General features: G+C 34.7%; 16 protein-coding genes and 1 tRNA gene. 5 read left to right on the top strand and 12 right to left on the bottom strand.

What is annotated here, in order from left to right:
- Window positions 1-96: 96 nt before the first annotated feature.
- Window positions 97-255: a YczF family membrane protein gene (locus AC0KUU_RS24255; protein WP_473453298.1), complete on the bottom strand. Its 159-nt coding sequence runs from the start codon at window positions 253-255 to the stop codon at window positions 97-99.
- Between the two features lie 174 nt (window positions 256-429).
- Here AC0KUU_RS24255 and AC0KUU_RS24250 point away from each other — a divergent pair, with 174 nt between their 5' ends.
- From AC0KUU_RS24250 to AC0KUU_RS24240, 3 genes are read left to right on the top strand one after another with little or no spacing between them, the layout of a single operon-like run.
- Window positions 430-2052 carry a spore germination protein gene (locus AC0KUU_RS24250; RefSeq protein WP_322552752.1) on the top strand — a complete coding sequence of 541 codons (1623 nt, stop codon included), beginning with the start codon at window positions 430-432 and terminating at the stop codon, window positions 2050-2052.
- The gene (locus tag AC0KUU_RS24245) at window positions 2042-3271 is read left to right on the top strand and encodes a Ger(x)C family spore germination protein (protein WP_162213394.1); all 1230 of its coding nucleotides are present in this window, start codon (window positions 2042-2044) and stop codon (window positions 3269-3271) included. Before AC0KUU_RS24250 ends, AC0KUU_RS24245 begins: the two co-directional genes overlap by 11 nt.
- Before the next feature lie 21 nt (window positions 3272-3292).
- A complete protein-coding gene (locus AC0KUU_RS24240; protein ID WP_322552753.1) occupies window positions 3293-4405 on the top strand; it encodes a GerAB/ArcD/ProY family transporter in 1113 nt (370 codons plus the stop codon).
- 493 nt (window positions 4406-4898) lie between these two features.
- Here AC0KUU_RS24240 and AC0KUU_RS24235 read toward each other — a convergent pair whose 3' ends face one another.
- Both AC0KUU_RS24235 and AC0KUU_RS24230 read right to left on the bottom strand, forming a co-directional pair.
- On the bottom strand, window positions 4899-5798 hold the full coding sequence (locus AC0KUU_RS24235; protein ID WP_322552754.1) for an FtsK/SpoIIIE domain-containing protein: 900 nt from the start codon (window positions 5796-5798) through the stop codon (window positions 4899-4901).
- A gap of 12 nt (window positions 5799-5810) precedes the next feature.
- Window positions 5811-6047 (bottom strand): hypothetical protein, encoded by a 237-nt coding sequence (locus tag AC0KUU_RS24230; RefSeq protein ID WP_241771387.1) that lies wholly within the window; start codon window positions 6045-6047, stop codon window positions 5811-5813.
- A 376-nt stretch (window positions 6048-6423) separates the two neighbouring features.
- Between AC0KUU_RS24230 and AC0KUU_RS24225 the strand changes: the two genes are divergently transcribed.
- A tRNA-Cys gene (locus AC0KUU_RS24225) sits at window positions 6424-6495 on the top strand.
- A 27-nt stretch (window positions 6496-6522) separates the two neighbouring features.
- Window positions 6523-7935, top strand: coding sequence for a S8 family peptidase (locus AC0KUU_RS24220; protein ID WP_322552755.1), 1413 nt, complete (start codon window positions 6523-6525; stop codon window positions 7933-7935).
- A 37-nt stretch (window positions 7936-7972) separates the two neighbouring features.
- On the opposite strand, the gene AC0KUU_RS24215 is transcribed toward AC0KUU_RS24220, so the two are convergent.
- The 9 genes from AC0KUU_RS24215 to AC0KUU_RS24175 form a co-directional block, all read right to left on the bottom strand.
- A complete protein-coding gene (locus AC0KUU_RS24215) occupies window positions 7973-9400 on the bottom strand; it encodes a sensor histidine kinase (protein WP_116733227.1) in 1428 nt (475 codons plus the stop codon).
- Window positions 9400-10080: a response regulator transcription factor gene (locus AC0KUU_RS24210; protein WP_043981776.1), complete on the bottom strand. Its 681-nt coding sequence runs from the start codon at window positions 10078-10080 to the stop codon at window positions 9400-9402. The genes AC0KUU_RS24215 and AC0KUU_RS24210 overlap by 1 nt, the downstream gene beginning before the upstream one ends.
- Window positions 10081-10169: 89 nt before the next feature.
- Window positions 10170-12002 (bottom strand): ABC transporter permease, encoded by a 1833-nt coding sequence (locus tag AC0KUU_RS24205; RefSeq protein ID WP_322552766.1) that lies wholly within the window; start codon window positions 12000-12002, stop codon window positions 10170-10172.
- Window positions 11983-12762, bottom strand: a complete 780-nt coding sequence (locus AC0KUU_RS24200) for an ABC transporter ATP-binding protein (protein WP_043981774.1) — start codon at window positions 12760-12762, stop codon at window positions 11983-11985. The genes AC0KUU_RS24205 and AC0KUU_RS24200 overlap by 20 nt, the downstream gene beginning before the upstream one ends.
- 24 nt (window positions 12763-12786) lie before the next feature.
- On the bottom strand, window positions 12787-13548 hold the full coding sequence (locus AC0KUU_RS24195) for an ABC transporter permease (protein WP_043981773.1): 762 nt from the start codon (window positions 13546-13548) through the stop codon (window positions 12787-12789).
- Window positions 13549-13565: 17 nt separating this feature from the next.
- Complete coding sequence (locus AC0KUU_RS24190) at window positions 13566-14396, bottom strand: ABC transporter permease (RefSeq protein WP_322552756.1); 831 nt, start codon at window positions 14394-14396, stop codon at window positions 13566-13568.
- Complete coding sequence (locus AC0KUU_RS24185; protein ID WP_322552757.1) at window positions 14393-15127, bottom strand: ABC transporter ATP-binding protein; 735 nt, start codon at window positions 15125-15127, stop codon at window positions 14393-14395. Before AC0KUU_RS24185 ends, AC0KUU_RS24190 begins: the two co-directional genes overlap by 4 nt.
- An 86-nt stretch (window positions 15128-15213) precedes the next feature.
- On the bottom strand, window positions 15214-15819 hold the full coding sequence (locus tag AC0KUU_RS24180) for a flavoprotein (RefSeq protein ID WP_043981770.1): 606 nt from the start codon (window positions 15817-15819) through the stop codon (window positions 15214-15216).
- 25 nt (window positions 15820-15844) lie between these two features.
- The gene (locus tag AC0KUU_RS24175) at window positions 15845-17203 is read right to left on the bottom strand and encodes a lanthionine synthetase C family protein (RefSeq protein ID WP_322552758.1); all 1359 of its coding nucleotides are present in this window, start codon (window positions 17201-17203) and stop codon (window positions 15845-15847) included.
- Window positions 17204-17212 lie beyond the last annotated feature (9 nt).

The following is a 17212-nucleotide window of genomic DNA, read 5'->3' as shown; positions in this document are numbered from 1 at the left end:
AAACGAATAGCCTGAGCTAAATTTCTATTACTTTATTTCATACATTTAAAAATAGAAACTTATAGCTGCGTAGCTACTTGCTCTAATTCCTTTTCTTTATAAAAAGATATGCAGTTTCAACAAAAAAAGAAAAATAAGCAAAAAGAGTACAAATAATTCGGCAACCTCCATTACCTGAAAAGGACTCACAGCGTTATACAATGCCTGAGAAACATCAAATCCTTGTAGCATATCGATGCCTAAAGAAAAAACCATTAAGCACCATACTATTAAAAGGCTAATACCTATAATTTTTATGTGAATCACGCTCCATTTAATAGGTTCTTCTCTTTTTTCTATGATGATACATAAATATTTATTGTTAATTTTTACATAAAAAACTCTTATGTGGTCAAAGTAATAAAAACTGAAAGAAGGGTGCTCAAATCTATGCCTTCGTTTTTTAAAGATCGCAAACAAAAAAAGAAATCAGCACAAGATGACGAGAATCAAACTACTGATCAACCAATAGAACAAATACAAGTTTCATTATCGGGCAATCTTAACATGATTAAGCAAAAGACTGGAAATAGTTCAGATGTTGTTATTCGTGAGATAAAAATGGGAGGGGCTTCTGACATTAAAACGGGGATTGTCTATATAGAGGGAATTGTAGACAATCAGTCAATTCAAGATTATCTACTGCAATCCATGATGAAGGATGATTATAAAGAAGAAATAAATCAGCACAATGCGATAGACCTCCTTTCTAAAGATATAATGACAATTGGAAATATATCCTCCATCACTAACTTGGATGATTTATTTGCATCTTTAATGGCAGGAGATACTCTTATCCTAGTGGATGGAGTAAAACAAGCACTGAGTGCTAGCACCAAAGGTGGAGAAAAACGTTCCATTGTGGAATCCACTACCGAGATGGTCGTACGAGGACCAAAAGGAGCGTTTACAGAGTCTCTTGGAACCAATACAGCTATGGTACGTCGCATCATTAAGACCCCCGATTTGTGGATGGAATCTTTAAAAATTGGACGTGTAACAAAGACAGATGTGACACTTATGTACATACATGGCATTGCCAATGATAAAGTTGTTAAAGAAATTCGTCAGCGATTAAATCGAATTGATATTGATAGCATTTTGGAATCAGGTTATATTGAACAACTAATAGAGGATCAAACATTCACCCCTTTTCCCACTATCTACAATACGGAAAGACCTGATGTTGTAGCTGGAAACTTGTTAGAAGGGCGGATTGCTATATTTGTGGATGGGACACCTTTTGTACTTATTGCGCCTGCTGTATTTATTCAATTTTTCCAATCAGCTGAAGATTATTATGCCCGGTTCGACATTGCAACCTCAATTCGTCTTTTACGTATTTTTATGTTTATGATTTCGCTTATCGCGCCTGCTACCTATGTCGCTGTTACAACCTTCCATCAGGAAATGGTGCCAACTACGCTCATCGTAGCCATTGCGGCACAAAGGGAAGCTGTTCCCTTTCCGGCATTTGTGGAAGCTCTTCTCATGGAATTAACTTTTGAAATTTTACGAGAAGCAGGGATACGATTACCCAAGGCTGTTGGCTCAGCTGTATCTATTGTCGGGGCCCTTGTAATTGGTCAGGCAGCCGTTCAAGCAAGTATTGTGTCACCAGCAATGGTTATCATTGTATCAATCACAGCTATTGCTAGTTTTGCTACACCTTCTTTCGATATGGCAATTTCAGCTCGCTTAATTCGTTTTTTATTTATGATTGGTGCAGCAACATTTGGTTTCTACGGCATCATTCTGTGCCTTTTAATGATGGTTGTCCACCTATGCAGTTTACGTTCCTTTGGGGTACCCTACATGGCTCCATTTGCTCCCTTCATTCCAGTGAATAATGGAGATACTGTTGTAAGATTACCATGGTGGACATTGAGACAGCGACCTCGATTAATTACTGCCAATACAATTCGAGAAGGTAAAGATAGAGCCCCACAGCCTCCTACATCTCGTGGTATGGTGAATCGAGATTTCGAGGAAGGTGGCAATAATGAAGCGTAAAGGAGTTTTTCTTTTACTAATATTGACAATGACCTTGTTTCTTACAAGTTGTTGGAGTAAAAAAGAATTAACTGACCTCGCTATTGTCGCAGCCATGGGTTTGGATAAGACAAAAGACGGAAGGTATCACATAACGCTCCAAATTATAAATCCTGGAAATGTAGCAGGAGGTATGCAAGGAGGCGGCGGCGGTACTCAGAGCCCCCCTATTACCATTTACTCGGCTTCAGGAAATAATATAGTCGAAGCAAGTAGACGGGCTTCAAGCAGGATTTCTCGACGATTGTATTATGCGCATACAAATTTAGTCGTAGTTGGAGAAAAGTTGGCTAAAGAAGAAGGGCTTGGTACATTAATTGATGGTTTAGATCGTGATCCAGAGTTTCGAAATACTTCAACTATTGTGATTGCGAACCATTCAACCGCAGCTGATGTGGTTAAAACGTTAACACCTGTTGATAAAATTCCGGCCAATAAAATATTAAAAACATTGGAGTTCACACAAAGGAAATGGGGAGAGAATGTAAAAACATCACTTCAAGAGGTGATGGCAAGCATTGAATCTCCTGGAAGAGGAACTGTGGTTTCAGGGTTCCGTCTAGTTGGGAATCCTCAGCAAGCTCAAAAGTTGGATAACCTTCAGGAAAGTGCACCTGCGGAAACGCTTAAAGCTTCCGGAATTGCTGTTTTAAAACAAGGGAAGTTAATAGATTGGCTATATGGAAAACCAGCCAGAGGAACCGTGTGGATTCTCAATAAAATTCAGGGAACCGATATCAATATTAATTGGAAAGGAAAAAAGGAAGCCATTGCTTATCAAACCGTTCGTCAAAAAACCAGTATTTCTTATCAAGTTAAAAATGGCCAACCACATATTTTTGTTCATACACGTGTTGAAGGAGATTTAGGGGAAATTGATGTACCTGTTGATATCACTAATCCAAAGCTCATTAAAGAAATTGAACAGTCTATAAGTAAAGAAATAAAAAAAGAGCTAGGGACAGCTGTTGAACGTGCACAAAAAAATAAAACAGATATCTTAGGATTCGGGGAAGTAGTTCACCGTTTTAGACCAAAGCAATTTAAAAGAGTAAAACAGGAATGGAATGATGTCTACTTTCCAAAACTAAATGTCGATATCACTGTAGAAGCCTATGTCCGTCGGGCTGGCTTACGAAACAAATCGTTTCTTTCAGGTTTAAAAGAGAATCAAAAGTAAAGAAAAGGAGGTTCCAGGTAAATGGAAAAAGCAAAGATTAGTGCCATTCAACTCTTTATTTTAATGGTCCTATTTGAACTGGGGAGTGCTTTATTGGTACCTCTTGCGATAGATGCGAAACAAGATGCATGGCTTGCTATTCTGCTTGGAATGGTATGCAGTTTCGCATTGTTATTAGTGTATCATAAGCTTTATACCTATTATCCGGATCTCTTACCTACAGAATATATGCAAAGGATTCTAGGGAAGGTACTGGGAACCGTACTAGCCTTTGTTTACATTCTTTACTTTATGTATGATGCCTCAAGGGTTCTACGTGATTTTGGTGAGATGCTGTTAACCTTTGCCTATCCTGACACACCTTTATTCATCGCAAATGCTTTATTAATGCTTGTCATTATTTATACAATCAGAAAAGGAATTGAGGTCATAGCTCGATCAGGAGAACTACTTTTTATATTTATGTATGTCCTTGCGGTTGCTGGCTTTATCTTAATTGTTTCTTCTGGCTTAATTCACTTTAAAAATTTACAACCTATATTGGAAGAGGGATTATCTCCTGTTCTAAAAGTGGTATTTACTCAAACGTTGTATTTCCCATTTACAGAGGTCATTGTATTTACGATGATTTTGCCCTATTTAGACAATCCAAAGAAAGCAAAGGTAACTATGTTATGCGCAACAGGATTAAGTGGAATCAATTTAATTATTACGATGCTTATTAATGTTTGCGTACTGGGGGTTAATTTGACCGCACGTTCACAATATCCTCTTCTTAGCACGGTGGAAAGCATTCAAGTAGCTAACTTCTTGGAACGTCTTGATGTGTTTTTTATGCTTGCTTTAATTACCACTATCTTTTTTAAAATCTGCGTGTTATTCTATGCAGCTGTCATAGGAACAGCGCATTTATTCAAGGTTAAATCACCTTCACAGTTATCCTATCCTTTAGGTCTAATTGTTCTCTTTTTGTCTATTACCATCGCCAGTAATCTTCAAGAACATAACTATGAAGGACTAAAGGTAGCAATGCGTGTTATACATATTCCTCTTCTTGGAATCGTTCCCCCTTTTCTTCTTCTTGTAGCTTTCATTAAAAATAGGAAGAAGCATGGGAGCAACACATTGAATTAGTTAATTTTTATATGGAATATTGGCATTCTTGTTGAAATTCCTAGTAAAACCTTACCTGTACAAAGAATACTTTTAGTCCAGAATAAGCCTTAAAATGAACCTAATTTCTACTACATAATGTTAAACGTACCATGACGCTATTACATGCGTTTACGGGCGATTTAAGCTGTTTAAAGAAGAGATCAACTAATGAGTCTCGATCCACAGCTCTAAATTGATTGATAAACGCTATGATGTCTTTATCACGTTGAGATAAACGGAAACTCATCGCTGCTCCTCCTTCTCTAATAACCCAAAGATGGATTGTGATGTAACTTCGAGTTCTGGTTCGGGATCTTTCACAAGCCTTTTATAAGAAGAGAGTATTTCCTTACAAGCTCCTTCATCTAAGAAGTAGGCTTGAAACTCTTTGACCTCATCAATCTTAATTTTCATGCGTCCCTGGCTGCAGCATCGATTTCTTCTGCGCCAATTACTCCGGCTACTTTCGCATTTATCGCATCCGCCTGCCAGAGATCCGAACCCTTAAGTTTACTTTGAGTGCGGAATTCAACAAATCGGCATCGGGACGCTGCATGGCAATGATGGTATGAACACCTAGAGCACGACCTTGACTTGCAAACTGTTGAATCATCTCTACAAGATCCGTTTCTCTCTTCACGATGGACATTTCATCAACCACTACTACAATCCGAGGGAGCTTAAACGGAAGCCTGCTTATATGTGTCACACCATGTTCTAACAATAAATCGCCTCTCCGATACATTTCAGCTCGTAATAACGCAAATGGTTTTCTCATATCCTTTGCCTCAAAACAAAGCGTATCTACATGTGCAATCCCATTAAATAGGCCTAAATCAGCTCGCTTGAGATCCACTAATACCCATCGCAAATCTTCAGGAGATGTATATTTCACCCATGTTGTGAGGATCACACGCATGAGACTACTTTTTCCGGCTCCAATTTCCCCAGATATCAATAAGGTTTCTAAATCAGCAAACTCCCATGAAACAGGGTTTCCATAGACATCTTGACCAATGCATACAGGAAGCTCCATTTTCTTAATATGAGGGTAAATGATTTCATACTCATAAGTAAGCATCGTAGGTAGGCTTTTGTGATGAACGGTAATACTAAAGTTCTTTAAGCTGCCGTTTATTTCAATATTGCTGCCTAATACTTGTCGTAATGCCCATCTTTTTTTATTTAAAAGTTCAGGATCAATGCCATTCAGTAAGGAAAAAGCATACCGAGTGTAGGAGTGCTGATGATCGATCCGATGGATTTTAGGAAATTGATAGGAAGTACGATCCCCACGCTTTATAACCCGATAAATTTCTGCTGTACGAAACGCTTTAATAAGCTTTCCACGCAATTTTAGTTTCTCAAACATCTAAAACCCTCCTCAAAACATAAAGGTCCCAAAAAAGTAAATCAACGCGCTATAGAACGTGACAGGCAAGATAAATCGCATTACTTTCGCAAATTGATCAACAAGATCGATGACACCCCATCGCTCTAAGATTCGTTCGATGATAGCAATTCCTAAGACAATGCTTCCTATGGTTAGAATAGTAGGGTCAAGCATGGCTAGTGGACTAAAAGAAACAAAGGAATAAGCCTTGAAGGGACGAGGTTCCACGAAGGGCCTCGCTAGGCGTATATAGCTTGTATAACCGAGGTAATGTTACTGAACTAGCTACTGATTAGGTAACGAAGTCGCGATTCTTTAGATACTATGTAGCTAATGCAGTAGGCTTGCCTGTCCACTCGAAAAATAAAAAATAACTTTTACTGCAGTAGGGGATTAGTAGATGTCGATGTAAGAGGTGCTGGGAGTTGGCTTAGTTGCTTACCTTTTTCATGAAACGGACGAGAATTAATATCCATATATTGTGAGTTGGTTTTTATAAATACTTAATCATATTTATCTATCTTGCGGAATATACTAGTTATTTCTTCGATATATTCAGATTATAAATCTATCAATATTCGTTATCTTATATTTATAGGATCTAGGTGGAATAGCCAAGTGATTAAGGCAAAGGTCTGCAAAACCTTGATCTCCGGTTCAATCCCGGATTCCACCTCTAAATTATAAATATAAGGAGAAGATTATGAAAAAACTCACTATAATCATTACTACCCTCTTACTCTGCTTTTGTTTTACTAATGATATGCATGCTAAAGCAGAAACAAATCAATATTATACGGTTATCTTAAAAAATCGTTCTCAGTGGAAACACTCTATAGAGAAGATTAAAAAGAGCCAGGGAGAAATTACTTATACTGTTTCTGAGATAGGACTAGTTCAATTTAAAGGAAATCAAACAGTTGCTAAAAAAAATGCTTCTTTATTTAAATCCTTAAGCCCTTCTCTAAAACTAGAAAAGCCTTCTATCCCTGAATCTTTAAAAAAGCCTAATTTAGGCGTAAACTCAATAAAAAGTTTAAATAGCACCCTTCCTGCTTTATGGGATATGCAATGGGATATGAAAGAAATTACGCACAATGGAGAAAGTTATAACATAGAATCAGGTTCTCCTAATGTAACTGTTGGAATTGTTGACTCTGGAATTGACATCGACCACCCAGACCTCGTAGACAATCTAAAAAGTGGATCAAAAAATCTTGTTCCAAAAGGTGGGCTCAGAGGGACAGAACCTGAAGAAACAGGCGATATTAATAGTATTAATGATATTAATGGACATGGGACTATGGTAGCTGGATCTATCGCTGCCAATGGCGAAATTAAAGGGGTGGCACCTAATACAGGAATTAAAGCATATCGTGTGTTCGGTAATAAGTCAGCTGATGCTGTGTGGATCATTAAAGCAATTATTCAAGCAGCTAAGGATGACGTCGATGTTATTAATCTTAGCCTTGGTTCCTATTATATTGATGGCGAAATATATAAAGACGGGGAACTTTTAGATAATAAGTGGGCAGATGTTGAAGGATATAAACTTGCAATTGAGTATGCTAATAAGTTAGGTAGTGTGGTAGTTGCTTCTGCAGGAAACGATTCAATAGATGTTTCCAACAAATCAGAGCTAAATGATTTTCTTAAGAAAAAATATGCGGAAGAAGGAAAAACATTTAATGGGGTAGGGATTGAGGCTCCAGGGGAATTGCCTGGTGTAGTTACCGTGTCTTCTACTGGTCCTACGCAACAACTTTCTTTATTCTCTAATTTCGGAAAAAATTATATTGATATCGCTGCTCCAGGGGGAGATTCTAGATTATTAGAAAAATACGGCCAAGAGGCATGGTGGGATGGTGGACTTTTCCGACAAGAACAAGTATTAACTACCTTTAACACGGGCAGATACTTATTTGCTTCTGGAACTTCCATGGCTGCACCGAAGGTTTCTGCTACTGTGGCCTTGATTATCGACCAACGTCATTATAAAAATCGTCCAAATAGTTCTATTGATTATCTCTACAAAAACGGAGTGAAAAAAGATATTACACCTAATTTAGCTTATTGGGGAAATGGTCAACTAGACGTATATAACGCGGTCAAATAAATAAAAAAATGAACTATGAATATCATAGTTCATTTTTTTATTTATTAATAGAAGAGATATTAAATTCAATACATGCTCCTTGAGGTTCATTATTTTTAGCACAAATTTCTCCGCCATGTTTTATAACTAACTCTTTTACAATATATAAACCTAAACCATGATGAAGTTGGTCGTTTCTTGAAGGATCCCCTTGATAAAATTTACTGAATAAGAAAGGTAAATCTTTAGTATCAAAGCCTCTTCCTGTATCAGAAATAGAAAAAAACATCTCATCTTTCTCTATCTGAACTTGAACATGAATACTCCCATCTACTGGAGTAAAACGAATACTATTAGAAATTAAATTAGTAAGAATTTGATGCAAACGTTTTGGATCTAATACAAATTCAGAATTTTCTTCTTCCAATTTGCTAGTGAAGCTGTAAGTAAGATTTATTTTCTCATCCTCAGCCCACTTTTTAAATTCTTCTAACATTTCTGGTAACATTTCTATAGGAAGGACGCTTTCAAGCTCAAGAGTAAAATCTGGGTTATCTACTTCAGACACTCTTTTCATTTCGTCTGTCAAATGCAATACTCTTTGAGTATTGTTTTTTATTGTTTGCAAGTATTGTGGTAAACGTTTCTGCCCATTTAATGATGGATCCATTAAGACCTCTACATGAGATAATATGATTGTTAGAGGTGTTCTTAAATCATGAGCAATAGAAGCCACCATATCTCGACGCTCTTGCTCTAATTTCCATTGAAGATAAAGTGATGTTTTTAACTCTGCTTTCATACTGTTAAAGGAATCAATTAATGTACCAATTTCATTTTCACTTTCATATTTAATTTCAAAATCCAAATCTTGATTTTTAATTTTCTGAGAAGCAGCACTCAATTCTTTAATCGGCTTATTTAATTCTCTCCCTAAACGTCTTGCAAATAAGTATGAGTAAAGTGTTAAAAATAAAAAGGGAATTAATAATATTATAAGAAATATGTATTTTATATAATAGTCAATAGATGATGCTAACACGTATCGTACGGCTAAAGCTCCTACCATTTTATTTTTGTCGAGGACTGGAAGGTACTTCGTTATGACCTTCCCTTTTTGATCAGATCGATTAACTTTTTCATATATACTTTTGTTACTTTCTATTAATTGATCATCTAAGGTGCCATACACTTTCTTTCCTCTAAGGTTTATAACCTGGTATGTAATACCTTCCATAGGAATAACTTTTTCTAAATTCTTTTGAAAAGATACGTCTACTATCTTTTCTCCTTTTGATTCGACAAACTTTTCTATACTAGGAACTTTTTTCTCGTAGTAATTAGCAGGTTGAACTGACTTTTCATTGTAGACAGAGAGAAAATAATATATTAAAACTAAACTACCAATTGTACTTATGAGGCTTAGAAAAATTACAGAAGCAAAGGTTAAGATAAACTGATTTTTTAAAGATAGCCGTTTGATCATCAGCGTTTTTCCAATTTGTATCCTACTCCCCACACTGTTTTAATGTGATAAGTTGACATACCCGAAGTTAATTTAGCCCTTAAGTTGTTAATATGAACTATAATAGTATTTAAGTCACCCATTGCATCAATACCCCAAATTTTCTCATAAATCTGTTCTTTAGAAAATATTTGTCCTAAGTTTACTGTTAAGAGTTCTAATATCTTAAACTCTTTACTGGTCAAATCTATCTTATTACCATCTAATAAAACGTCATGTTGTGAATAGTTAATAGTTAAATTACCTAAAAGACGTTGATTTTGAGTACTAACTCTCTCCCTATGTTCACGCCTTAAGTGTGCCTCTACCCGAGCAATAAGTTCTTTCACTTGAAAAGGCTTTGTTATATAATCGTCTCCCCCTAAAGTTAAACCCTTTACCTTATCCATCTCTGAGTGCTTCGCGCTTAAAAACAGAATAGGACAATGAATTTGTTCCCTAATAACTTTACAAAGATCAAAGCCATCCATTTGAGGCATCATAACATCTAATATTATTAAATCTACCTTTGCCTTTAACTGATCTAATGCTTGTTCTCCATTATAAGCTTTAAGAACTCTATAACCTCGATCTTCAAAGATATCAGAGATTATATCTACAATCTCTAACTCATCATCGACCACAAGAATACTTTCTTGCATAAATACATACCTCCCCGCCCCCCTAATATTTGATTTACCTAGGAGAGGTCAATTAGTTAGTACTCTCCTAGACAAAAAATACCTCTTTTTCACAGCACCTTTTTAGAATAAAAGTAACTAGAAATAAGATAGATAATAAATTGAGACACTCCAAATATTAAAAATATTACTATTATAGAATAAATTGTAATTCCTTCTAATATATTTTGCAAGGCATTAGTAGCTATAAATAAATTTAATCCCCCTATAAATAAAGGAACAAAGAATATGACTGAAATTTGAATATACAAAGTCCTTTTAACTTCTTTATCTGTAAGACCAACTTTTCGTAATGAGTGGAATACTTTTTTATCATCATTCATATCTTCATACAGTTTAAACCAAAGCAGACTAGCTAAAGCAAGAAACAAAACTAAGCATATAAACAGTCCTGTAAGTCTCAGTATTGAGGATAATTGAACTGTATTTTCATAATCGAGAAGTCGAACATTATGAAGATTACCCGATTTTAACAAGGGTGTATCGGATAATTTTTTTAAGAGGTTATAACTTTTTGCATCCTCTTTAAAATCTAGTTTATAAAGTAACAATTTCTTTTCAGAAATCGTTATTCTATATATTTTACTAAAAGTATTTTTCGGTACAGAGATAATACCCTCAATTCCATCTATGGGATTAAGAACTCTTTTACCGTTCATCTCTTTAACTTTTAGATCTCTCTCCCCTTTTTCAGATTTTAATTTTACGATTCCATTAGTAATATCATACTTTTTTTTATTATTAAAAATATAATTGTTATTTTTTAATGAATCTTCATCTTTTATAAAAGATGGATCATTCTGTATTACTAAAAATTCCTTGTTCCCACTCTCTAAAGAAATTTTTAGTCCTTCCCATTTCTTCGTTTGTAAATCCTTTATTCCTTGTCTCTTCAATTCATCTATACTATCTTCTATTTTGTTTTCCTTCCCCTTTGATACAACAAATAATGCTCCTTGAGGGTGAGTTCTTTGCATTCTTTGATTGTTATTTTCTATATATAACTGAATAGAACCTATTGATATCATAATTGCAGATAATAGAATAGATACGATAAAGATAATTTTTGAATTATAATATAATTTTTTTCTTAAACTTATAAGAGTTAACATCTTTATCCCATTTAACTGCCGTTTTTCTTTATTATTTAAATAAGATATTACACCTACTAAACCATTTGAACAGAATAGGTATGTGCCTACTAGTACTAAGACTAATAAGGGTAAAAAGGAAAATAATAGTATAGGTAAAGATGCATAAGAAATAAATATATAAGAGGCTAAAAGAAAACAGATAGATAAAAGGAATTTAATCCTAGAGAATTGAGCTGAAGGTTTAGGTTTTCTTTCTTCTTGAAATAACTCTAGAACTGCAATTCGTTTAATTTTTAAGTAACTTCGACATGAAACAAGTAAAAATACTATTCCAAATAAAATAACCGTAACAAAAACAGCCACGGGAGAGAAAGTATAAATGAACGATTGATTCAAAAATAGAATATCACTCATAAAATTAAAGAAAATCTTTGATAACAGCATTCCAAATAAAATACCTACTAAAATAGAAAACGTACCAACTACGGCGTTCTCTAAAACGAGCACGTTAAACAATTGCCTTCTAGAGGCTCCAAATGTTTTCCAAATACCCATTTCTTTTTTTCTTTCTCTAAGGAAATGCTCATGTGAATATGCGATAAAAAAACAAGAAAATAGTAATATAATAATTTCACATGCAATTAATAATTGTTCCGTTCCTGAAACCTTTGGATACAACAGAAAGGCTGCGTACATATAAAAAATTGCTACAGAAAGAATACTACTAAGTATGTATACTGTGTAATGAGAAAGGTTACGGGTTATATTCTTAATTATATATTTCCGCATTGACACTACGATCCCCCACTTCCTTAGCGACAAATGATAAGATTCTTTGATTAAATTTAGATGTATCTTCTAATTGGCAGCGTTTCATCTCATGGACAATTTTACCATCTTTTAAAAATATGACTCTGTTACAAAAGCTAGCAGCTACAGAATCATGAGTTACCATTAGAATAGTTGTTTTGTACTTCTCATTTAATGCGTTTAGAGTATGTAGAACATTTTGAGCAGATTTAGAATCTAAATTCCCTGTCGGTTCATCGGCAAATAATAAAGCAGGATTGTTAATAAGAGCACGAATGATAGCAGCTCTTTGCTGCTGTCCCCCAGAGACTTCATAAGGATATTTAGTTAAAAATTTTGTCACTTCTAATTCTTCAGCAAATGTTTGAAGTTTATTCTGTACACCTTTCTTATCTCCTTTTTTTAAAGCAGCAGGTAATAAAATATTTTCTTCGATAGTCAAATGATCTAGCAAGTTATAATTTTGAAAGATGAAACCAATATGTTCACGTCGATAAATACCTAACTGTTCTTCTTTCATACCTGTTAGAGTGGTTCCTCCAACCTTGATATCCCCTTCTGAGGGGATATCAAGGGAGGAAAGCACATTTAATAAGGTCGACTTTCCACTTCCCGAAGGACCCATAATTGCTACAAAGTCTCCTTCTTCAACATCTAAACTTATATTTTTCAGGACAGGATACGCTCTGTACTTAGTTTTATAAACTTTTTTAATTTCTCTTGCTTCCAATATAGCCATTTTAGTTTTCCCTCCTATTTTTGCTTAAGAAGTAAATTCTTTTTTACTCCAAATTCGTACGCAAGCACCAAAACCAACTACCATAATAATTAATGCAAAAGCATATAAAGAATTGCTACCGGTACTAAGAGTATGAAAGATACTTTGGACTGATAATAAGAAAAATGAAAGTTGGCTAGAAACATACAAACAACCTACATATAACCCAATTAATAAGAAAAAGCTAATAACCGCATTTGAAATTATTACACTAATTAAACTAGCAAGAGCTAAACAGCACATTTGAATGATGAAAAAGAGACCATAAACTTGTACTGTATATAATATAGCTTCTATAGCATTTTTCTGTTGACCATAAAAAATAAAATCATTATCTGGTTTTAAGAAGATAAAACCAAACGCTATGCCGATCCCTAGAATAATTAATAAATGTACTAGTACCATTAAGGCAAGAGAGAACCATTTTGAAATTAGGAATGATTTTCTTTTAAAAGGTCTAATTAAAAAAAGGCGATACGCTCCTGAGTTATATTCTACATTAAGGCTATTTAGAAAAAATACTGGCATAAAGATTAATGTAAGTAAAAATGAAGATTCTTTTAATAAAAACCATGGAAAATTCCAAGTATTTAGAGGAATTTGCTGATCATTATTATAAATTCCAACTCCATAGTACCTTAAGAACCAAGCTTGAAGAAGTACAATCACAGCAAAAATCCCAATCATCCATTTACTTTTTCTCTGGCTCCAAAGTCTCTCCCATTCGCTTATAAATAATGCTTTCAATTAAAACCCTCCTTGAGTCATATAAAATAATCTCTCTTCACAAACGTCAAATAACCAATTAAACCAAATATAGCAATATATACTGCTTGAACTAAAATTATGTAAGAATTTAGATTGTTAGTTGATGAAAGTAAAAATGCTATTCCCGTGTGCTGAATTTTCACAATAGACATGTACATAAGGTGAACCACTGTATTGTGTCCAATAATAGTTTGTGTGGAAAATTCTAAGAGTTGAGGAATGGCAATTGCTAAGAAAATAAAGCCAACCCCTGCACCAAGTGTTATCATTGTACTTCTGCTTATCGATCCTAATAATGTAAAAACTGATACAACGCTAATCATTGTCACAAAACAAGCAAAGAAATATTTTAAGTTATATAATAAAGCTGCTGTCAAAGATAATTTCTGCTCATCTAAAAATGTTATTAAGGTATCAACCTTTGGAAAAAAGATATAACCAGCAACAGTATTTAAAATCCAAAATAGAGTTAAATACAAGAACATGGTTGTTAAAATAGTAGCTAATTTTGCTAAAAAAAGTTGAGTTGTAGAAAAAGGACGAATGAGGATCATTCTTAACTGCCCATTTTCTATCTCATTAGCTATAACCGTAGAAATTAGTATTATAGCTATGATATTAAAAGAAACAACGAGATGTTCAGAAATGCTGATTATAGGAAAGTTTAAGGAAGTTACATAATCTGGTTCCCCTGGTGACACCCGTTCATTCCAACTCAAGTAATATTTGACTGAGCCTATTGACATCAAGGGTATAAAAAATAGTATGATCCATGATATCTTTTGGGACCATAATCGTTCTAACTCTGAAGTGAAAAGTCCTTTCATGATGTCATCATCTCCACAAATATATCCTCTAGTCTCTTGCTTGGATCTTTAATTAACTCCTCTTTGCTTCCTTGTGTAACAAGTTTACCGTTACGAATAATGACAAGACGATCACACATTTGTTGAATTTCATCAAGTAAATGACTAGAGATGAAAAATGTTAGGTTTTTCTTTTCTCGAAGTTCAAGAATTAATTCTCTTAATTCTCTCATTCCCATAGGATCCAGACCGTTTGCTGGCTCATCTAATAAAATGACATCTGGCTCTCCTAAGAGAGCTTGAGCAATTCCCAGCCTTTGTCGCATACCTAATGAATAATTCTTGATTTTTACATCCGCATCCTCTGTTAGTCTTACAATGGATAATGCTGCCTCCACCTGTTCTAACTGTTCTTTTCTCGATAGATCAGGATATAGTCTCGCTAGATTTTGTAACATCTTTCTTCCTGACATGTAAGGGAAAAAGATAGGAGATTCTATAATTGCTCCTACATTTCTTAAAGCCTGTTGTCTATCTTTATTTACATCTTTACCCCCTACCATTATTGAGCCTTCAGTAGGACGAATAAGTCCTGTAAACATTCGCATAACAGTTGTTTTTCCTGCTCCATTGGGTCCCAAGAAGCCGCATATATCTCCTTTATACACCTTAGTTGAGAATTGGCTTACAATATTCTTTCCACCCACTGCTTTTGTGATGTTATTTGCTTCTAAAACAATTTCTTTTTTCATATTCAATCCCTCCTTATGGTTTAATATAAAAGACAAATATAAATAAAAAATAAAGAAAAGAAAAAAACTCACATTTTTGTGAGTTTTTATTGAACTTCAACTTTTTCACAAACATTCAATAGTGTATTTCTTTCTTCTAATTGTTTAGAAATAATATTTAATATATTTTGCGGATTAGGTAACACATAGTTAGGCCTCAATGACATAGTTGCAATTTCAAAAGCTGTTGTTTTTACAGGAGGTACAACAATATGATCATATTGTTGTAGTAGCTTAACATTATGCTGAACTACTTTCTTTTCCCACATTAATTTATTCATGTTTGGAAAAAAGATAACGGGTTTATCATGAGCTAGTATTACCGTACTTAATAAATCAGTTGCTAGACCATGAGCTGCTTTAGATAATGTGTTTCCTGTAGCTGGAAGTACGACCATTAAATCGGCCCACCTCGCTAATTCCACATGTCCTATGGTTCCACTCAAGCTAAGCTTTTCATCAATAAATACCTCGTCACAATATAACTTTACTGTCTCAGCTGGAATAAGTTGAACTGCACCTTTCGTCATTATAACTTTTACCTCACTAAAGTTTGCCTTTAGCATAGCTAAATATTGAAAAATGCCTGCCACTGCAATCGATCCACTTACCCCTACCAGTATTTTTTTCTCTGCAATATTCTTAACGTCCATTTATCATAGCCCCCCTGAATCTTAATTAAGAAAGTAAAAATGCCCCGTCCCACCAAGGTTCTTCCACTGAACTTAAACTTAGTAAAGGTAATAATACGCCAGTTACACCTTCGAGTAATCCAGCCTTATTTAATTGATGTGACTTCTCTCCATTGAATTCTATATCTCTAAAACCAAAGGGTGCATTAGGATCATATGATTCTTCTATATAATGTACTAACTCTACTATTGATTGAACTGGGATTTGATTCTCTTCATCTTTTGCCATCCTTATAAGCATTTGTAATAACCCTGCTCTTCCATGACAAAATGTTGGCGATACTAATTCCCATTCTTCTTTTTGTTCTACCAGTATGTCCTGATAAGCTCCCACTGCACTCCTTATTGCTGCTGTGTCGTCTAGGGCCTTTCCAGCTAAATATATACTTCTCGCTACGCCTGGATCTCCATAACACCAGCCCTGACGTTTTGGATAAGTATGAGAGATTTTGGAAGTAGCTACTTCTTGAAAACTTAGTCTGGAAGGCCAACCACTACCTACTTGTTTCCACTTCATTAACCAATTGGTAATTTTGCGCACAGCTTCCCTCTGACCAGGTATTTCAATTCCCTTTTGAATCGATAGAGCCATAAGAGAAAGTGGACCCGGTATCCCATGAGCAAGACCACAATTAAAATTCCCTTCTGGAAACATAATTCTATCTTTTTCTAGTAGTTGATTTGCTTTTGAAACATACCAACCCGGTACTTTTTCACCGTATACCTCGATATCAGAAGACATACCCACAAAATAAGTAAGTATTTTTTTTAGTGCTTCCCGATTTTCTTTATACTTCGTATTCTCAATGAGATAGCGACCTATTCCTGTCATTCCTTGTATCACATCATATTTTAGAGGGTGTACACCTGGTTCCTTCTCTGGTTCATTTAATATCTTTTCTAATTGCATCAATATAAAATTATTTAAGACTTGGAGGAATCGAGAATACCTCTCATAATTATGGGATATATACAACGTGGCATAAGCGACACCTGTTATACCTCCAAACATCGAAATACTATTTACCCCTTGCTTTTCAATAACCTTCTGTACTTCTACTAAATGGTTATGTGCAATAAGGTCAAACCCACTATCAGGAAACTGACGGTCAAGTTCCCCAAATAATAAAATAGTGCCTGGAAAACCATGGGACAATGTGATAGGATCCCATGGATTCAAATTACCTGCCAATGATACGTTATCAGGAGCCATTATTATTTTTTCTACACCACTTGGATCCTTTAACTTTGCAGCTATGCTTAACACTAATTTTAGTGCTTTATTTCTTGTCTCATTATCAATTCCCCTTAACCAATACGTTTTTTGTTCAGTAATAGATGGCATAATTTTCTC

This window comes from Priestia sp. ST2 (assembly GCF_055810735.1).
The sequence above is the reverse complement of the archived record's forward strand: the minus strand, read 5'-3'. Positions and strand labels throughout refer to the sequence as shown.

Excerpts from the sequence above, each read along its gene's own strand:
- AC0KUU_RS24255 (WP_473453298.1), bottom strand. The coding sequence starts at position 255 with ATGGTTTTTTCTTTAGGCATCGATATGCTACAAGGATTTGATGTTTCT.
- AC0KUU_RS24250 (WP_322552752.1), top strand. The coding sequence starts at position 430 with ATGCCTTCGTTTTTTAAAGATCGCAAACAAAAAAAGAAATCAGCACAA.
- AC0KUU_RS24245 (WP_162213394.1), top strand. The coding sequence starts at position 2,042 with ATGAAGCGTAAAGGAGTTTTTCTTTTACTAATATTGACAATGACCTTG.
- AC0KUU_RS24240 (WP_322552753.1), top strand. The coding sequence starts at position 3,293 with ATGGAAAAAGCAAAGATTAGTGCCATTCAACTCTTTATTTTAATGGTC.
- AC0KUU_RS24235 (WP_322552754.1), bottom strand. The coding sequence starts at position 5,798 with ATGTTTGAGAAACTAAAATTGCGTGGAAAGCTTATTAAAGCGTTTCGT.
- AC0KUU_RS24220 (WP_322552755.1), top strand. The coding sequence starts at position 6,523 with ATGAAAAAACTCACTATAATCATTACTACCCTCTTACTCTGCTTTTGT.
- AC0KUU_RS24215 (WP_116733227.1), bottom strand. The coding sequence starts at position 9,400 with ATGATCAAACGGCTATCTTTAAAAAATCAGTTTATCTTAACCTTTGCT.
- AC0KUU_RS24210 (WP_043981776.1), bottom strand. The coding sequence starts at position 10,080 with ATGCAAGAAAGTATTCTTGTGGTCGATGATGAGTTAGAGATTGTAGAT.
- AC0KUU_RS24205 (WP_322552766.1), bottom strand. The coding sequence starts at position 12,002 with ATGCGGAAATATATAATTAAGAATATAACCCGTAACCTTTCTCATTAC.
- AC0KUU_RS24200 (WP_043981774.1), bottom strand. The coding sequence starts at position 12,762 with ATGGCTATATTGGAAGCAAGAGAAATTAAAAAAGTTTATAAAACTAAG.
- AC0KUU_RS24190 (WP_322552756.1), bottom strand. The coding sequence starts at position 14,396 with ATGAAAGGACTTTTCACTTCAGAGTTAGAACGATTATGGTCCCAAAAG.
- AC0KUU_RS24185 (WP_322552757.1), bottom strand. The coding sequence starts at position 15,127 with ATGAAAAAAGAAATTGTTTTAGAAGCAAATAACATCACAAAAGCAGTG.
- AC0KUU_RS24180 (WP_043981770.1), bottom strand. The coding sequence starts at position 15,819 with ATGGACGTTAAGAATATTGCAGAGAAAAAAATACTGGTAGGGGTAAGT.
- AC0KUU_RS24175 (WP_322552758.1), bottom strand. The coding sequence starts at position 17,203 with ATGCCATCTATTACTGAACAAAAAACGTATTGGTTAAGGGGAATTGAT.